Raw genomic sequence first — 16,830 nt, 5'->3', positions numbered from 1 at the left:
AAATATTTTGAAACTTTTTATAAAGGTTCACCGTAAACAATAGTACTAAGCAAAAGGAGGAACAGACATGAGTGTGAAAAGGACACTAATGATTGTTGGACTTGGAATATTTGGAATTATTGCACTTATTACAGTTTTTACTTCATGGTACACGGTAGATGAATCAGAGCAAGCTGTGGTTATTACATTTGGTCGTGCCGATGATACAGTAACAAATCCAGGTCTTCATTTTAAATTACCTTGGCCCGTCCAATCCGTAGAAATTTTGTCAAAAGAAACATTTAGTCTGCAATTTGGTTATAAGCAAAATAAAGCAGGTGAGCTAGAGGCATACGACGCTGAAACAAAAATGATTACAGGGGATGAAAATATTGTCTTAACAGACCTTGTTGTTCAATGGAAAATTACAGAGCCTAATAAGTTTTTATTTAATTCGCAAGATCCCGAAAGAATATTACATAGCGCGACATCGAGTGCCATTCGTTCTATAATCGGAAGTTCTTCTATCGATGCAGCGTTAACGGAAGGTAAAGCTGACATCGAAGCAAATACTCGCCAATTATTAGTTTCTCTTATTGAAAAATACGATATTGGAATAAGCGTTTTAGGTGTGAAATTGCAAGATGTAGAATTGCCAAATAAAGATGTGCGTGCAGCATTCACTGCTGTAACAGATGCACGTGAAATGAAAAATACAAAAATAAATGAAGCTGAAAAATATGAAAACCAACGCATTAATGAGGCTCAGGGTGAACGCGATGCTATTATGTCAAAGGCTAAAGGTACTAAAACAGCCCGTATCGAGCAAGCTCAAGGAGATGTAGCCGTCTTTAATAAAATGTATGAGCAATACAAGGGAAATCAGCAAATTACAAGAGAGCGATTAATATTAGAGACGCTTGAAAATGTCTTACCAAAAGCCCAAATTTACATTATGAATGATGATGGTAGTACGATGAAGTATTTACCACTTCAGCAACTACAGCCTCAACAGTCGCAACAGACACAAACAGAGAAAAAAGAGGGGAGCGGTAACTAATGGACCAAAAAAATAAGGATCTAGAAAAATTCCTCAATTTCTTATCTGGCAAAAGTAAAAAAGCTGCTCCTTCAGAAGGTGATTCGGGAGACAATGTAGTGAAAATGTCGAAGAAAGGACCGAAGAATCCTAAAAAATATATCTCTCTAGCTGTAACCTTAACGGTCATATTCGCTCTAGTGATTACTTTATTAACGAATATTTATATCGTTAAAGAATCAGAGTATGCAGTTGTTCGGCAGTTTGGAGAGGTTGTTAAGTTTGAGCGTGAACCAGGTTTAAATATAAAAATTCCTTTTATTCAAAGTGTCACGAAGTTACCAAAAAACCAAATGACATATGAGATTTCGGAAGAAGAGATTAATACAAAGGATAAAAAACGAATTATTATTGATAATTATGCTGTATGGCGTATTACAGACCCTAAGTTATTAATTTCGAATGCTGGTACGATAGAAAAAGTTGAATCACGTATGGAAGAGTTCATTTATTCTGTTATTCGCTCTGAACTTGGCCGAATTAACTATACTGAGATTATAAATGATGAGGATTCTTCGCGAGGCAGCATCAACGATCAAGTAACTGAACGTGTTAATGAACTTCTTTCCAACGATAACTATGGTATTGAAGTAGTAGATGTACGTATACGTCGCATTGATTTACCAACTGAAAATGAACAATCCGTTTTTACGAATATGATTTCAGATCGTGAATCAATTGCACAAAAGTATCTTTCAGAGGGAGATGCACAGAAACGTCGTATTGAGGCACAAACGGATCAACAAGTACAAGAAATGCTTGCTAAAGCAAGTAAAGAAGCTGCTTTAATTCAAGCTGAAGGAGAAGCAGAGGCTGCAAAGATTTACAATAAATCTTTCTCACAAGATCCTGAATTTTATTCTTTATACCGCACACTAGAATCCTATAAGAAAACGGTTGGGGAAGATACGGTTATTATCTTGCCAGCTACTTCACCATATGCCAACATCTTGTCTGGTTATATAAAATAAACGCAGTTTAAAGGTCGTCTCTGTCTTTTAGGAGACGACTTTCTTGTTGCACTAGAATTATAACTATCCGTGAAATCGAATTATTATAGTATAAAAATAATAGAAATTTATAAGTTTGTATTCCCCAATCAACTATAATTTGATAGAATGATAATGTTTAAAAAAGAATAGTTGGGGGTAAGGGCTTTGAAATTACAAATTAGCAAATGGCTCCAAAATTTAGGAATTGCTTGTAGTATAGCTTCGATATTAACACTTTTCTACCGTCTATCCGATTTTTCGTGGGTGACGAAGAGTGTTTATCATATACCAGTGTTTTTTGTTTGTATCTTTTTAGTCAGTATCATTATTGCAGATGATGTAAGAAACCTTTTTAAGAAGTTATTTTGGTATGAAAAAAGAAAGGTCAAGCGTCCTATTTGGCAGGTTGGAATTGGCTTAATCTTCTTTTTAGCACAAATTAGTACAGTAATGGTCTTTAATCAAGAGCTAACACATCTACAATTAGGTGGCATGCCGTTATTCCTTGTGTTTGCTTTTATGAATGCATTTATACTAACTGTCATCTATGAAGAAGTTTTTTATCGTACTTCAAATCAATAACAACTATTAGGAACTTTCATTCACAGGAGACTTGTCCTTGAATGAAAGTTTTTGCTTTTTATGCCTTGTTAACACGTAAATTATTAACATTTGTCAGTATTGCCCTTATTTAATCTGTAGTACAGTCAAGATATTGAGAATAGTCAATGACTAAACTTGATAGGCGGATACATACATACCATAATGAAAATTAGATTTTTTTAACCTAGTTTTAACCTTTAGTATGTATGATAAGCAAAGATTCATTAATAGGAGGAGGTTCAAGATGAAGAAGGTAGTGTTTGGAAGTGCTTTAGCAGTGGGATTATTATTTAGTGGGGCAGGGCAATCCTCTGCTAATAGCCAAATTCAACCAATTGATATTCAAGGCATGGATCTAGAATCGGCATTACAGGCAGTTCAATCACAGCGAGCACAGCTGTTAGAAAATCAACTTAAGGATCAACTAGAAGGTGTTCAACAACGAAATCAGCAGCTAACTGATTTGAATGCACAGCAAGGTCAAATGGATGCTTTAAGTAATTCTCAGCAAATGGATATGCTCCGTTTACAAAGCATGAATAGTAAACGGAATGAGGCTTTTGATGTAATGACTAATTTTGTAAAAAAAATGCAGGATAGTCGTTCGTCTATTATAGGTAATATGCGTTAAGGATGTTAAAATATTTTAAGCAAGTCAACCGCTGTGCGAGCGGTTGGCTTTTTTGAATGAATAGGAATGCTAAAGTAACGGATAGAGCCTTAAAAGTGGTGGATAAACCATTAAAAATAAGGGATAACCTTGAGGATGGACGCCTGCTTTTTTTACTTGAAATGTATTGTTATGATAAAGTAGAAGTAGAAGACAACGCAGGAGGATAAAATCATGACCAAGGAAAAATTACTATTATTGGACGGTAATAGTTTAGCGTATCGCGCGTTTTTTGCGTTGCCATTGCTAACGAATGATAGTGGCATTCATACTAATGCTGTATACGGCTTTACAACAATGCTACAAAGAATATTAGAGGAAGAACAGCCAACGAAAATATTGGTTGCTTTTGATGCGGGGAAAACAACATTCCGCCATGAAACCTTTACAGAATATAAAGGAGGACGTCAAAAGACACCACCAGAATTATCAGAGCAATTTCCATATTTACGAAAGCTCATTGATGCGTATGGCATTAAGCAATATGAGCAGGAATTATATGAAGCAGATGATATTATCGGAACGCTTGCAAAAGAGGCTTCATCGCAGGATATAGATGTTATCATCGTTTCTGGAGACCGTGATTTAACACAGCTGGCGACAGAGCAAGTAACCGTTTATATAACGAAAAAGGGTATTACGGAAATAGAGAAAAATACACCAGCTTTTATTGCGGAAAAGTACGGGTTAACGCCGCTCCAAATTATTGATATGAAAGGCTTGATGGGGGATTCCTCCGATAATATTCCTGGTGTACCAGGCGTCGGGGAAAAAACGGCTGTAAAATTATTAAAAGAGCATGGCTCCGTTGAAGCACTTTATGAAGCAATGGATACGTTGAAAGCTTCTAAAATGAAGGAAAAGCTTGTAGCTAATGAAGAGCAGGCCATCATGAGTAAGAAGCTGGCAACGATTTATACGGATGCTCCAATCACCATTTCACTGGCTGATCTTGCCTATAATGGGCCAAAAGAAGATGAATTAATCAATTTGTGGCGTGAGCTTGGCTTTAAATCGCTGCTTGATAAAAGTGACTTTACAGTGCAGGAAAAAGAGCAAACTCCTTTCGATTATGACCTTGTTCAGGAAGTTCGACCTGAGGATTTACAAGATGTGATGGCTGTGCATGTAGAGCTTGAAAACGAGCACTATCATACTTGTCAGCAGCTAGGAATTGCATTATCTGACGGCATAAAGACGCAATATATTCCATTTGAGAATGCAGCAAAATCAGATACTCTCCGTCGTTGGCTAGAAGATGCCACAAAAATAAAATATATGTCCGATTCTAAGGCAGCTCAAGCATCATTAAAGCGAGCTGGGATTCAATTAGCTGGCGTTGACTTTGATTTGCTACTTGCCTCTTATATTAATAATCCAGCATTAAGTGGCGATGATATCGCAACACTTGCAAGGGAATTAGGATACTATGATGTCCAAGCAGATGAAGCGGTTTATGGAAAAGGTGCTAAGCGTGCAATTCCTGATTTGGATCAACTTGCACAGCATGTTAGCCGTAAAGCTTTTGCAGTATGGTCATTACAGCCGAAACTGGAAGCCTTATTAAAGGAAAATGAACAATTCGATCTTTATAAAAACCTAGAGCTACCATTAGCAGGGATTTTAGGTGAAATGGAAAGCGAAGGGATTACGGTTAACCGTGCTACGTTAGAGAAAATGGGGCAAGAGCTTAATGATAAGCTTGTGGTAATTGAGCAAGAAATTTATGCAGAAGCTGGAGAAACCTTTAATATTAATTCACCAAAACAATTAGGTGTGATTCTATTCGATAAGCTAGGGCTACCTGTGATTAAAAAGACGAAGACAGGCTATTCAACTGCTGCGGATGTCCTAGAAAAATTACAGTCAGAGCATGCTATCATCGAACATATTCTGTTGTATCGCCAACTTGGAAAATTACAATCCACATATATTGAAGGCTTACTAAAGGAGATTCATGAATCAGATAGTAAAGTGCATACACGCTTCCAGCAAGCTTTAACTGCAACAGGGCGTTTAAGCTCAACAGACCCAAATTTACAAAACATCCCAATTCGTTTAGAGGAGGGCCGCAAAATTCGTCAAGCCTTTGTACCTTCAAAAGAGGATTGGATATTATTTTCTGCTGACTATTCGCAAATTGAATTACGCGTTCTTGCGCATATGTCAGAAGATCAAAACCTTGTTGAGGCTTTCCGTGAAGGAATGGACGTTCATACACGTACAGCTATGGATGTATTTCATGTGTCAGAAGATGAGGTTGATAGTAATATGCGTCGCGCAGCGAAAGCTGTTAACTTTGGAATAGTCTACGGTATTAGTGATTATGGTCTATCACAAAACTTAGATATTACGCGTAAGGAAGCGGCTAATTTTATTGAAAAGTATTTCGCGAGTTTCCCTGGTGTAAAACAGTACATGGATGACATTGTACAAAATGCGAAATTTAATGGTTATGTGACAACGATATTAAATAGACGCCGTTATTTACCGGATATTACAAGCTCGAATTTTAATTTAAGAAGCTTTGCTGAGCGTACGGCGATGAATACGCCAATTCAAGGTAGTGCAGCTGATATCATTAAAAAGGCAATGATTGATATGGATGCTCGATTGAAAAAAGAAAAGATGCAGGCAAAACTGCTGCTTCAAGTGCATGATGAGCTGATCTTTGAGGCACCAAAGGAAGAGATTGCCTTACTAGAAAAAATTGTACCAGAAGTTATGGAAAACGCTATTGAGCTTGCTGTACCGCTTAAAGTAGATTTTAATCATGGCTCAACATGGTACGAGGCAAAATAAGGAGGGATTCAAATGCCTGAATTACCAGAGGTAGAGGGTGTCGTCCAGGCATTGAAGCCAACAGTTGAAGGACGTACCATTCAACAGGTTAAGCTTTCTGAACGAGTACATTTCTCTTTTAGTGAGGGTAAACAATGTATTGTCAAACAAGCAGAGCCTGATGCTTTTGAAAGTACTTTGTCCCAGATGACCATTACCAGAATTGAACGAAGAGCCAAATATATTTTCTTTCATTTGCTGAAGGATGATGTTCCATACGTACTTGTTAGTCACTTAGGTATGACAGGTGCTTGGTTTGTTGTGAATTCACCCGAAGAAATCAATGAGGCGAAATTTCAAAAGCATATCCATGCGACATTTGAAATGGCAGATGGGGGATACTTGATTTATTCAGATATTCGTCGCTTCGGTGAACTACGTTTTCTGACAAAAATTGAAGATCATGCGCCATTGACAAAAATGGCACCAGAGCCATTTGATGAGCATGCATGTGATTTTTTTATAACAAAATCTAAGCTACCGAAATATGAAAATAAAGCCGTAAAAGAAGTAATTATGGATGGGCAAGTCATTTCGGGTTGTGGCAATATTTATGCAACAGAGGCATTGTTTGCTCAGAAAATTCACCCTGCACGCAAAATGAGCCGCATTAGTGAAAAGCGGAAGCGAGCATTATTTGAGGAGATTGTTGCTGTCCTACGTCAAAGCATTGAAGCGGGTGGTTCAACTATTTCTGATTATCGGAATATTAATGGGGAAGCCGGGAGTATGCAGAATCGATTAAAAATGTATGGGAAAAAGGTATGTCCAGCATGTGAAACGGCTACAAGTCAAATGACAATTGGAGGGCGTACCTCTGTCTATTGCCCAAATTGTCAACATTAAAGGGGATTTAGCAATGATTATCGGACTTACAGGAAGTATTGCAAGTGGAAAAAGTACAGTAGCTAAAATGATGAGCGAACTGGGTTTACCGATTGTTGATGCAGATGTTGTAGCACGAGATGTCGTAGAACCTGGAACAGAGACATTAGCATTGATTGCTGAAAGCTTCGGACAAGCTATCTTGCTTGAGGACGGCAATTTAAATCGAACTATGCTGGGAGATATCATATTCCATGAGCCTGCAAAACGCAAAACGTTAAATGATATCATGCATCCGGCAATCAGAAAAGAAATGTTACGTCAGCGTGATGCCTATTTAGAAGCAGGACATGAACATGTTGTGATGGACATTCCTTTGTTATTTGAGAGTAAGCTTCAACATTTTGTGGAACGTATCATTGTGGTATCGGTCAGTGAAGAAGTTCAGCTTCGACGTTTAATGGAACGAAATAATTTATCTAAAGAAGATGCCTTGGCACGTATGCACTCTCAACTGCCGATGTCTGTCAAAGAAAAGGGTGCACATGCGGTCATTTATAATAATGAAAATATAGAAAGTACTGAAGAACAATTAAAAAAAATCCTGCATTATTGGGATGTTATTTAATGAGTTCTTTTATGATGCGTAGCAAGGCACCTTGCTACGCATTTTTTTATGGGGAAACGCCATAATAAAGAATGATTTTTCAGAAAATAAGAACTTTTATATTCTCAATATATAATGTTCATCTTTTTTAAAATTGTGTTATACTAATCACCATAAAGTATATAATTAATTAATCTGAGTATGTACTCACAGGAGGATATTATAAATGACAGTATCAATTGCTATTAATGGTTTCGGGCGTATCGGACGTATGGTTTTCCGCCAGGCTATCGTACAACAAGATTTAAACATCGTTGCGATTAACGCAAGCTATCCTGCAGAAACGTTAGCACATTTGATTAAGTATGACACAAATCACGGAACTTTTGAAGGTACGGTAGAACCAGCAGGCGATGCTTTAGTTGTAAATGGTAAACGTGTTCAAATTATTAGTGAACGTGATCCATTAAAATTACCTTGGTCTACAATGGGTGTAGATATCGTGATTGAAGCTACGGGAAAATTTAATGAACGTGATAAAGCAGCCATGCACTTAGCAGCTGGCGCGAAAAAAGTAATCTTAACAGCACCAGGTAAAAACGAGGATGTAACAATTGTTTTAGGTGTTAATGATGACAAATTGGATATTGCTAAACATGATGTTATTTCAAATGCTTCTTGTACAACAAACTGCTTAGCGCCAGTAGCAAAAGTATTGAATGACACATTTGGTATTGAGAATGGTTTAATGACAACAGTTCATGCTTATACAAATGACCAAAAGAACTTAGACAATCCGCATAAAGATTTACGTCGTGCACGTGGATGCGCCCAATCCATTATCCCGACATCTACAGGTGCAGCGAAAGCATTAAAATTAGTTTTACCTGAATTAGAAGGTAAAATTCATGGTATGGCACTTCGTGTTCCTACACCAAACGTATCTTTAGTTGACCTTGTAGTAGATTTAAATACAGATGTAACAGTTGATGCAGTCAATGCAGCATTTGTAAAAGCGGCAACAGAAGGTCCAATGAAGGGGATCCTTAATTTCTCTGTTGAGCCATTAGTATCTTCTGATTACAATACAACAACTTATTCTTCAACAGTTGATGGGCTTTCTACAATGGTGTTAGGCAACCGCAAAGTAAAAGTACTTGCTTGGTATGATAACGAGTGGGGCTACTCTGCACGCGTTGTGGACCTTGTAAAAAAAGTGGCAAATGCTTTAGAAACGGTAAACGCGTAATAATTTCTATAGAGAGCACATTGAAATCGAAAAGGTTTCAATGTGCTCTTTTTTTACAGAAACTTATCTTGTACTTCAGGTGCTTTAGATTTATCATGAGACCACAAACGTGAATGCACTTTTCTTACATGTAGGAAATTTGTTATAATAGATATATTAAATTGTTGTAAACCAGGAGAGTAATTATATGAGATGTCCATCTTGCCAATTTAACGGAACGCGTGTTGTGGATTCGAGGCCAGTAGATGATAATAAAGAAATACGTAGACGTCGTGAATGTGAGTCATGTGGCTTCCGTTTTACAACGTTTGAAAAAATTGAAGAGACGCCATTAGTCGTTGTCAAAAAGGAAGGTTCACGAGAAGAGTTTAGCCGTGAGAAGGTACTTCGTGGGCTTATTCGTGCTTGTGAAAAACGTCCAGTGGCACTTGATGTGCTGGAGGAACTTGTTCTGTCCATTGAAAAAGATCTTCGTCGTATTGGGAATTCGGAAGTACGCTCAGAAGATGTTGGCGAAATGGTCATGGACCGCTTAGCCAAAATTGATGAGGTTGCCTATGTGCGTTTTGCGTCGGTCTACCGTCAGTTTAAAGATATCAATGTCTTTATTGAGGAAATAAAGGACATTATTCAACGTCAAACGGAGAAGAAATCATAGCAAACAGAGAGGATGAATGACGTTGATTCATTTATATAAGGAATTGCAGCCTGGCGATCCTTTCGACATTCGTCTACCTCATGCATTTTCTACACAAGAGCGTCAATTAGTTACATTATTTTATCAACCATTAACGGGATCAGAGCCAGTTAGCCTCTATTTAACATTGTGGGCAGAAGCAGAGCAAATGCCAAAGCAGCAAATGACACATTATTATTTAATGAATGTGCTAGGGCTACCAATTGGTAAAGTGTTTGAGGCTCGTATTGCATTAGAAGCTATTGGTTTGCTGCGTACATGGAAAAAAGAAAATGCTGGTGAGCGTAGTTTTTTATATGAGCTACAGCGCCCATTAGATGCTGATAGCTTTATGAAAGACCCGCTGCTGTCGATGTTTTTGTTTAGTAAAATTGGAGAGCAGGCTTATCGCAACTTACGTCAGCGCTTTATGTCACCTGTAAAGGACTCGGCGTTTAAGGATGTATCTCGTGCTTTTATTGATGTCTATAAGCCTGTGCATGCCAATATTCCATCAGATTTACAAGTGGATACAAGTCATAAGGATAAACAGCAAAAAGTATATCCTTTTTATTTGGAGCAATTCGATTTTGATTTATTGCAAGCGGGTTTGTCTGAGCAATTGGTACCTTCTAATTTATTGACATTTGAGGTGCGTGAAGCTATAGCCAAGTTGGCATTTTTATATCATTTAACAGCCCTTGATATGCAAAAAGTAGTCATACTTGCTTTAGATGATGATTTAGGAATTTCTCAGGAACGTTTACGAAAGGCTGCTGCTGATTTTTATAAATTAACCGTATCCAAGGAACCGCCAAAACTTGCGCGTGTCACCGAGCCTTTACCAGTAGCAGATGCGGGACAAAAAACCAAGGATCAGGAGCTTCAACACTATTTAGAAACAACGGCGCCTGTCCAAGTTTTAAGAGATATAAATAATGGTAAAGAACCATTACAAACCTCTGTCCAGCTTGCAGAAAATTTAATCGTTCAACATGGTATGCCAATTGGAGTGGTCAATGCATTGTTAGAATACGTTATGCTAACAACAGATATGAAGCTCCCTAAAAAATATGTGGAAACGATTGCCGATCATTGGGTAAGAAAAAATGTCCAAACAGCTAAGGAAGCAATGGAACTTGCACGCCAAGAGCATGATAAATATACAGCCTGGAAAAACAAGCCGCAAACTTCCAATAAAACGAGTCAACAGACTAAGGGACGTTCAAGATATCAACGTGAAGAAAAAGTGCCTGAATGGTTCTATAAACGAAATGAAAATCAAGAGGAATCTACCTCTAGTACTATAGATTTTGAAAAAGAGCGACAAAAAATATTAGAGATGCTAGGAAAAAGCGAATAGTAAAGAAGGTGAGCAGTAATCGAACCTATAAATGGACCACTAAAGCGAGCAATTAATGTACCCTCGTTCCAAGAACGCTATGAAGCCATGCGACGTGAAATTTTAGAGCATCCGCATGTGCAGGAATTTTTAGCGCAGCATGCAGATGAATTAAGCTATGACAATGTTGAGCGAAATTTACCTAAACTGCATGAGTTTATTAGTCAATCTACTGAGTGCTGTGGGTGTGATAATACAGAACATTGTACAAACTATTTAAAAGGATTCCTCCCTACATTAAGGGTTGTTCGGAATTCTATTGAAATGGACTATGTGCGCTGTGAGCAAAAGATTAGGGAAGAAGAGCGTCGAGATGTTGCGAATATGATTGCAAGTATGCATATGCCAAAAGATGTGCTACAAGCAACAATTCATGATTTAAGTATTGATGATGAATCACGTGTGGCGATTGCACAAAAAGCAGCTCAATTTGTTAAAATAACAAAAGAAACTGGTCAATTACCTGCAAAAGGATTTTACTTATATGGTAAGTTTGGTGTTGGGAAATCCTTTGTACTTGGTGCATTGGCCAATGAATTAGCATCTATTAAAATCCGCTCTGTGGTAGTTTTCGTTCCAGAGTTTTTACGAGAAATGAAAAATGCCATTGGTGATAATACATTGAATGAGAAAATTGATTATATTAAAAAGGCTCCTGTTTTAATGCTAGATGATTTAGGTGCGGAGACGATGACTGCCTGGACACGTGATGAAATTTTGGGGACTATTTTCCATTATCGGATGGCAGAGCAATTGCCAACTTTTATTACGTCTAATTTTAACTATGAAGAATTAGAGCATCACTTAGCACAGTCACAAAAAGGTGATATTGAGGTTGTCAAAGCGGGACGAATTATGGAACGAATTAAAGCCCTAACAGTGCCGATCGAAATGCGAGGCAAAAATCGTCGGATGTAACATTGATAGTTGCATTTTTCGACAATCGAGCGTATACTGACTCATATACTTAATATCAATATGCATTGATGAGGACATGAATTTTGTGTATCAGCTTTTAGAGAGGGAAGTCATTGGCTGAAAACTTCCTAGTATGGGCACATTATTTACTACCTACTGAGCAGCGAAAGGGATAATCTTTCGCCGGTCCCTAGCCCGTTAGCTAGCCTTGAGCTTCGTCTGACTTTATGTAAGTCGGAAGGAAGAAGGGTGGAACCACGAGCATACGCTTCGTCCCTTTTGTGAGGGACGGAGCTTTTTTTATTTTTCTCCGATTTCATTGAAATCGATGTGAGAAGTGATGGCCCCACTCCTATAGGAAGGGAAGTTGCTTGCGAAAGTGGTTAACTTGCTCTTAGAGAGTAAGAAACCGCTCAGAAACATGAAGATGCCGCTCTGATTGCACAGAGAAATGCTCAAAAAAGCAACGACTCCGCTCAAACCAAGCGGTAGAGTCACACAAACATTGCTCCAGCCAATCATCAAGCATTATGTATTTATCAAAAACAAAGGAGTGCAAAGAAGATGTCAGAAATGATTAAATTAACTTTCCCAGATGGCGCTATAAAGGAATTTGCAAAAGGCACATCAACTGATGACGTAGCATTATCTATTAGCCCTGGCTTACGTAAAAAAGCGTATGCAGGTAAAATTAATGGTGTGTTAGTGGATTTAAAAACACCAATTGAAGAGGATGCAACAATTGCAATCATTACACAAGATGATGAGGAAGCACTTGAAATTTTACGTCATTCAACTGCCCATTTAACAGCGCAAGCTATTAAACGTCTATTCCCAGATGCAAAGCTTGGTATTGGTCCGGTAATTGAAGGTGGTTTCTACTATGATATCGACTCACCAACACCAATCACAGCTGAAGATCTACCAGCCATTGAAAAAGAAATGAAGAAAATTATTGCTGAAAACCTTGAGGTAGAACGCAAAAATGTAAGCCGTGCAGAAGCACAAGCCCTTTATGAAGAAATTGGTGATGAGTATAAATTAGAGTTACTTGAAGCCATTCCTGCAGATGAGCAAGTATCTATTTATTATCAAGGCGAGTTTTTTGATCTTTGCCGTGGTATCCACGTACCATCTACTGGTAAACTTCGTGAATTCAAGCTTTTATCATTAGCGGGGGCTTACTGGAGAGGGAACTCTGATAACAAAATGTTACAACGTATTTATGGTACAGCGTTCTTCAAAAAAGAGGAATTAAAACACCACCTCCAAATGCTAGAAGAAGCAAAAGAACGTGATCACCGTAAAATCGGAAAAGAATTAGAACTGTTCACAACTTCTCAAAAAGTTGGCCAAGGTTTACCACTTTGGTTACCAAATGGTGCAACAATTCGTCGTGTTATTGAACGTTATATTGTCGATAAAGAATTATCACTTGGCTATAAGCACGTTTATACACCAGTATTAGGTTCTAAAGAGCTTTATCAAACTTCTGGTCACTGGGATCATTATCAAGATTCAATTTTTCCACCAATGGAAATGGATAATGAAACATTAATTATGCGTCCAATGAACTGTCCTCACCATATGATGGTGTACAAAAACAGCATGCATTCTTATCGTAACCTACCATTGCGTATTGCAGAACTTGGCACCATGCACCGTTACGAAATGTCAGGGGCTGTTTCAGGCTTACAACGTGTTCGTGGGATGACATTAAATGATGCCCATATTTTTGTTCGCCCAGATCAAATTAAAGCGGAATTCCAAAAAGTAGTACAGTTAATTTTAGAGGTTTATAAAGATTTCGATCTTAATGATTACTCATTCCGTTTATCTTATCGCGACCCAGCAGATACTGAGAAATACTTCGATGATGATGCAATGTGGGAAAAAGCACAAAGCATGCTAAAAGAAGCAATGGATGAACTTGGCTTAGACTACTTTGAAGCGGAAGGTGAGGCTGCATTCTATGGTCCTAAACTTGACGTTCAAGTAAAAACAGCAATTGGTAAAGAAGAGACTTTATCTACAGTTCAATTAGACTTCTTATTACCAGAACGCTTCGACCTAACTTATGTTGGGGAAGATGGTAAACCTCATCGTCCAGTTGTTATCCACCGTGGTGTTGTATCAACAATGGAACGTTTTGTTGCCTTCTTAATTGAAGAATACAAAGGTGCATTCCCAACTTGGTTAGCACCGGTACAAGTTGAAGTTATTCCAGTATCGAATGAAGCTCACTTCGACTATGCAAAGCAAATTGAAGAGCAACTTACAGCGGCTGGTCTACGTGTGGAAATGGATGATCGTGAAGAGAAATTAGGCTATAAAATCCGTGAGGCACAAATGAAAAAGATTCCTTATATGCTTGTTATCGGGGATAAAGAGGTTGAGGCAAATGGCGTAAATGTTCGACGTTATGGCTCGAAAGATTCCGAAACAATTAGCTTTGAGGATTTCCTATCAGCTATTAAAACAGAAATTACAAAATAATCTTTAACTAGAAACCCTTGCTTGCCAAAGTGAGGGTTTCTGTATAAAATAAATCTTGCATTTGTATAGAATAGTTTCATTTTGGTTAAGTTAGCACTGATAAGAAAATAAATATTTGACAGCTTATCATATACATGCTAATATAGTTAAGGTTAATGAATACAAAGTTTGTGGTTGAAGTAGAGGCTGCCCGCTTCTCACCTGATACAACGCTTTAAAGGCTGTGAACAGGTATGACACGTTGAATTGTTTTGCGTAGACTTGCGCATGCACATATAGCGGGCGGACATCTTCAAAAATGTCCGTCCTTTTTTTATGGACATGACGAGAGGATGTACCGTTCAACCGGGCAAGGCTTTGCCCAAACCATGTATTCGCGACAACTACTTGGAGGTGGATTACTATTAGCAAAGACATGTATGTAAACGAAGGCATTCGCGCACGTGAACTTCGATTAATCGATCACAATGGTGACCAGCTTGGTGTAAAGACACGTAATGAAGCGCTAGAAATCGCCGCTCGTGTAAACTTGGATCTTGTCCTTGTGGCCCCTCAAGCCAAGCCGCCAGTCGCTCGTATCATGGACTATGGTAAATTTAAGTTTGAACAGCAAAAGAAAGACCGTGAAATTCGTAAAAATCAAAAGGTCATCGTAATGAAAGAGGTTCGTTTGAGCCCAACAATCGATGAGCATGATTTCCAAACGAAGTTACGTAATGCGATTAAATTCCTTGAAAAAGGCGATAAAGTAAAATGTAGCCTACGTTTCAAAGGTCGTGCGATCACACACAAAGAGATTGGTCAACGTGTGTTAGATCGTTTTGCTGAAGCTTGTGCTGAAGTATCAACGGTAGAACAAAAACCGAAGATGGAAGGCCGAAGCATGTTCTTAGTTCTTCAACCAAAGAACGAGAAATAATATTAGACGAACAGTTTAGGAGGAATTCGACATGCCAAAAATGAAAACTCACCGTGGAGCTGCGAAACGTTTCAAAAAAACGGGTTCAGGTAAATTAAAATACGACCGTGCTTATGGAAGCCACTTATTCGCAAACAAATCTACGAAACAAAAACGTCACCTACGTAAAGCGAACATCGTATCATCTGGTGACTTCAAACGCATCAAATCTTTACTTGTATACATGAAATAATTGACTACAAAAAAATACTAACATTCATTTTTAAATGAAAAGCAGGAGGTAATTCATATGCCACGCGTAAAAGGCGGAACAGTGACGCGCAAACGTCGTAAAAAAGTATTGAAATTAGCTAAAGGTTACTATGGTTCAAAACATACATTATACAAAGTTGCTAACCAAGCAGTAATGAAATCAGGTCAATATGCATACCGTGACCGTCGTCAGAAAAAACGTGATTTCCGTAAATTATGGATCACTCGTATCAACGCAGCTGCTCGTATGAACGGTCTTTCTTATAGCCGTTTAATGCACGGTTTAAAAGTTGCAGGTATCGAAGTTAACCGTAAAATGTTAGCTGACCTTGCAGTAACTGATGCTGCAGCATTCACTCAATTAGCAGACGCTGCTAAAAAAGCAGTAGCTAAATAATAGCTGACAACATTAACTGTTATTTCTGCACCGAAAGCGCAGCGACAGGTGCAAAAGAGGAATTTTCTGCACCGAAAGCGTAGCGACAGGTGCAAAATGACACAAATGCGATAAAAAGACTGATGGGTTTTTCCATCAGTCTTTTTTGTGTTAGATTAATAGTATCACGGTTTTAAAGGAGTAAGAAATGGGACAAGCATTATTAGCTTATATGAGCATTGTATCAATTGTATTGCTCATTTTAATGGGGATGGATAAATCGCGCCCAAAGAATCATGAATGGCGTATAGCAGAGCGTACATTATTTACACTAGCCATAGCAGGAGGGGCAGTTGGGGGTGTATTGGGTATGTATTTATTCCGCCACAAAACACGTCATAACCACTTTGCATTTGGTTTTCCCCTACTTGCAGCCATACAAATTTTTATCATTGTGCAGCTGTGGACATAAATGAGAATAATTAAAACACATCCTCATTATGGGGATGTGTTTCGCATAAGCTGTTCAATGGGCTGCTTCCAATTGATTTTGGCGCTTGGATAGTTCAATAATATTTCTTGCTGCAAATATTCAAAGTCGCTTTTGCTGAAGCCTTGTAATGTTGCAGCATCACGCGCACCGACGAAAATGGTTACAACCTCAAATGCATCCTCTGTTGTGCCTAGGTATTTTTCACCTTCAAAAAGAGCACCCTTATAAGAAATAAAGAAATTTTTTCGGACATTTTTAACGTCATCATAGAAATAATACTGGCCTTTTTCATAGGCTTCATCAAGTTTGCGTTTAGGATCGGTTATATAACGAATCGCTTTGTAAAATACATAGATAATAAGCGCTATTACAGCAAGTCGAATTAGTAACGGCAACATGTTTAAATTTCCCCCTTGAAGAAAGGTTATTCTTT

The 16,830-nt window shown here is 38.1% G+C and carries 18 protein-coding genes and 1 other annotated feature; of the genes, 17 read left to right on the top strand and 1 reads right to left on the bottom strand.

Translation table 11 applies throughout. The annotated features are described in order from the left end of the window. The first annotated feature begins 67 nt into the window (after nucleotides 1-67). The 17 genes from hflK to NP781_RS15815 all read left to right on the top strand — a co-directional run bounded on the left by hflK (nucleotide 68) and on the right by NP781_RS15815 (nucleotide 16,376). Nucleotides 68-1,039, top strand: coding sequence for an FtsH protease activity modulator HflK (gene hflK / locus NP781_RS15895; RefSeq protein ID WP_131521350.1), 972 nt, complete (start codon nucleotides 68-70; stop codon nucleotides 1,037-1,039). After that, nucleotides 1,039-2,049, top strand: coding sequence for a protease modulator HflC (gene hflC / locus NP781_RS15890; protein ID WP_221680979.1), 1,011 nt, complete (start codon nucleotides 1,039-1,041; stop codon nucleotides 2,047-2,049). The genes hflK and hflC overlap by 1 nt, the downstream gene beginning before the upstream one ends. 186 nt (nucleotides 2,050-2,235) lie before the next feature. Continuing rightward, nucleotides 2,236-2,652: a DNA polymerase I gene (locus tag NP781_RS15885; protein ID WP_221680978.1), complete on the top strand. Its 417-nt coding sequence runs from the start codon at nucleotides 2,236-2,238 to the stop codon at nucleotides 2,650-2,652. Nucleotides 2,653-2,917: 265 nt separating this feature from the next. Beyond that, on the top strand, nucleotides 2,918-3,304 hold the full coding sequence (locus tag NP781_RS15880; protein WP_255601189.1) for a hypothetical protein: 387 nt from the start codon (nucleotides 2,918-2,920) through the stop codon (nucleotides 3,302-3,304). 56 nt (nucleotides 3,305-3,360) lie between these two features. Continuing rightward, nucleotides 3,361-3,513, top strand: a complete 153-nt coding sequence (locus tag NP781_RS15875; protein ID WP_221680977.1) for a hypothetical protein — start codon at nucleotides 3,361-3,363, stop codon at nucleotides 3,511-3,513. 4 nt (nucleotides 3,514-3,517) lie between these two features. After that, nucleotides 3,518-6,145: a DNA polymerase I gene (gene polA, locus NP781_RS15870; RefSeq protein ID WP_257520344.1), complete on the top strand. Its 2,628-nt coding sequence runs from the start codon at nucleotides 3,518-3,520 to the stop codon at nucleotides 6,143-6,145. Between the two features lie 12 nt (nucleotides 6,146-6,157). After that, on the top strand, nucleotides 6,158-7,030 hold the full coding sequence (gene mutM / locus NP781_RS15865) for a bifunctional DNA-formamidopyrimidine glycosylase/DNA-(apurinic or apyrimidinic site) lyase (protein WP_257520343.1): 873 nt from the start codon (nucleotides 6,158-6,160) through the stop codon (nucleotides 7,028-7,030). Nucleotides 7,031-7,043: 13 nt separating this feature from the next. Beyond that, nucleotides 7,044-7,637 (top strand): dephospho-CoA kinase, encoded by a 594-nt coding sequence (gene coaE / locus NP781_RS15860; RefSeq protein ID WP_036078324.1) that lies wholly within the window; start codon nucleotides 7,044-7,046, stop codon nucleotides 7,635-7,637. Between the two features lie 205 nt (nucleotides 7,638-7,842). Beyond that, nucleotides 7,843-8,865 (top strand): glyceraldehyde-3-phosphate dehydrogenase, encoded by a 1,023-nt coding sequence (locus NP781_RS15855; protein WP_004226274.1) that lies wholly within the window; start codon nucleotides 7,843-7,845, stop codon nucleotides 8,863-8,865. Nucleotides 8,866-9,052: 187 nt separating this feature from the next. Next, the gene (gene nrdR / locus NP781_RS15850; protein ID WP_004226277.1) at nucleotides 9,053-9,523 is read left to right on the top strand and encodes a transcriptional regulator NrdR; all 471 of its coding nucleotides are present in this window, start codon (nucleotides 9,053-9,055) and stop codon (nucleotides 9,521-9,523) included. Nucleotides 9,524-9,539: 16 nt separating this feature from the next. Continuing rightward, the gene (locus NP781_RS15845; protein ID WP_257520342.1) at nucleotides 9,540-10,904 is read left to right on the top strand and encodes a replication initiation and membrane attachment family protein; all 1,365 of its coding nucleotides are present in this window, start codon (nucleotides 9,540-9,542) and stop codon (nucleotides 10,902-10,904) included. Nucleotides 10,905-10,955: 51 nt separating this feature from the next. Continuing rightward, nucleotides 10,956-11,861 (top strand): primosomal protein DnaI, encoded by a 906-nt coding sequence (gene dnaI, locus NP781_RS15840; protein WP_232735597.1) that lies wholly within the window; start codon nucleotides 10,956-10,958, stop codon nucleotides 11,859-11,861. A gap of 564 nt (nucleotides 11,862-12,425) precedes the next feature. Further along, nucleotides 12,426-14,357 (top strand): threonine--tRNA ligase, encoded by a 1,932-nt coding sequence (gene thrS / locus NP781_RS15835; RefSeq protein WP_221680973.1) that lies wholly within the window; start codon nucleotides 12,426-12,428, stop codon nucleotides 14,355-14,357. A gap of 171 nt (nucleotides 14,358-14,528) precedes the next feature. Further along, nucleotides 14,529-14,677, top strand: a sequence feature (ribosomal protein L20 leader region). A gap of 95 nt (nucleotides 14,678-14,772) precedes the next feature. After that, complete coding sequence (gene infC / locus NP781_RS15830) at nucleotides 14,773-15,276, top strand: translation initiation factor IF-3 (protein WP_016994853.1); 504 nt, start codon at nucleotides 14,773-14,775, stop codon at nucleotides 15,274-15,276. Between the two features lie 31 nt (nucleotides 15,277-15,307). After that, nucleotides 15,308-15,508: a 50S ribosomal protein L35 gene (gene rpmI / locus NP781_RS15825; RefSeq protein ID WP_004226312.1), complete on the top strand. Its 201-nt coding sequence runs from the start codon at nucleotides 15,308-15,310 to the stop codon at nucleotides 15,506-15,508. 57 nt (nucleotides 15,509-15,565) lie between these two features. Further along, on the top strand, nucleotides 15,566-15,925 hold the full coding sequence (rplT, locus tag NP781_RS15820) for a 50S ribosomal protein L20 (RefSeq protein WP_004226314.1): 360 nt from the start codon (nucleotides 15,566-15,568) through the stop codon (nucleotides 15,923-15,925). Between the two features lie 187 nt (nucleotides 15,926-16,112). Continuing rightward, on the top strand, nucleotides 16,113-16,376 hold the full coding sequence (locus tag NP781_RS15815; RefSeq protein ID WP_257520340.1) for a DUF1294 domain-containing protein: 264 nt from the start codon (nucleotides 16,113-16,115) through the stop codon (nucleotides 16,374-16,376). 26 nt (nucleotides 16,377-16,402) lie between these two features. Here NP781_RS15815 and NP781_RS15810 read toward each other — a convergent pair whose 3' ends face one another. Further along, on the bottom strand, nucleotides 16,403-16,795 hold the full coding sequence (locus NP781_RS15810) for a sigma-w pathway protein ysdB (protein ID WP_221680971.1): 393 nt from the start codon (nucleotides 16,793-16,795) through the stop codon (nucleotides 16,403-16,405). Between the last annotated feature and the right edge of the window lie 35 nt (nucleotides 16,796-16,830).

It is taken from the genome of Lysinibacillus sp. FN11 (assembly GCF_024628845.1).
Lineage (GTDB): Bacteria > Bacillota > Bacilli > Bacillales_A > Planococcaceae > Lysinibacillus > Lysinibacillus capsici.
This window is presented reverse-complemented; position numbering and strand designations above follow the sequence as displayed.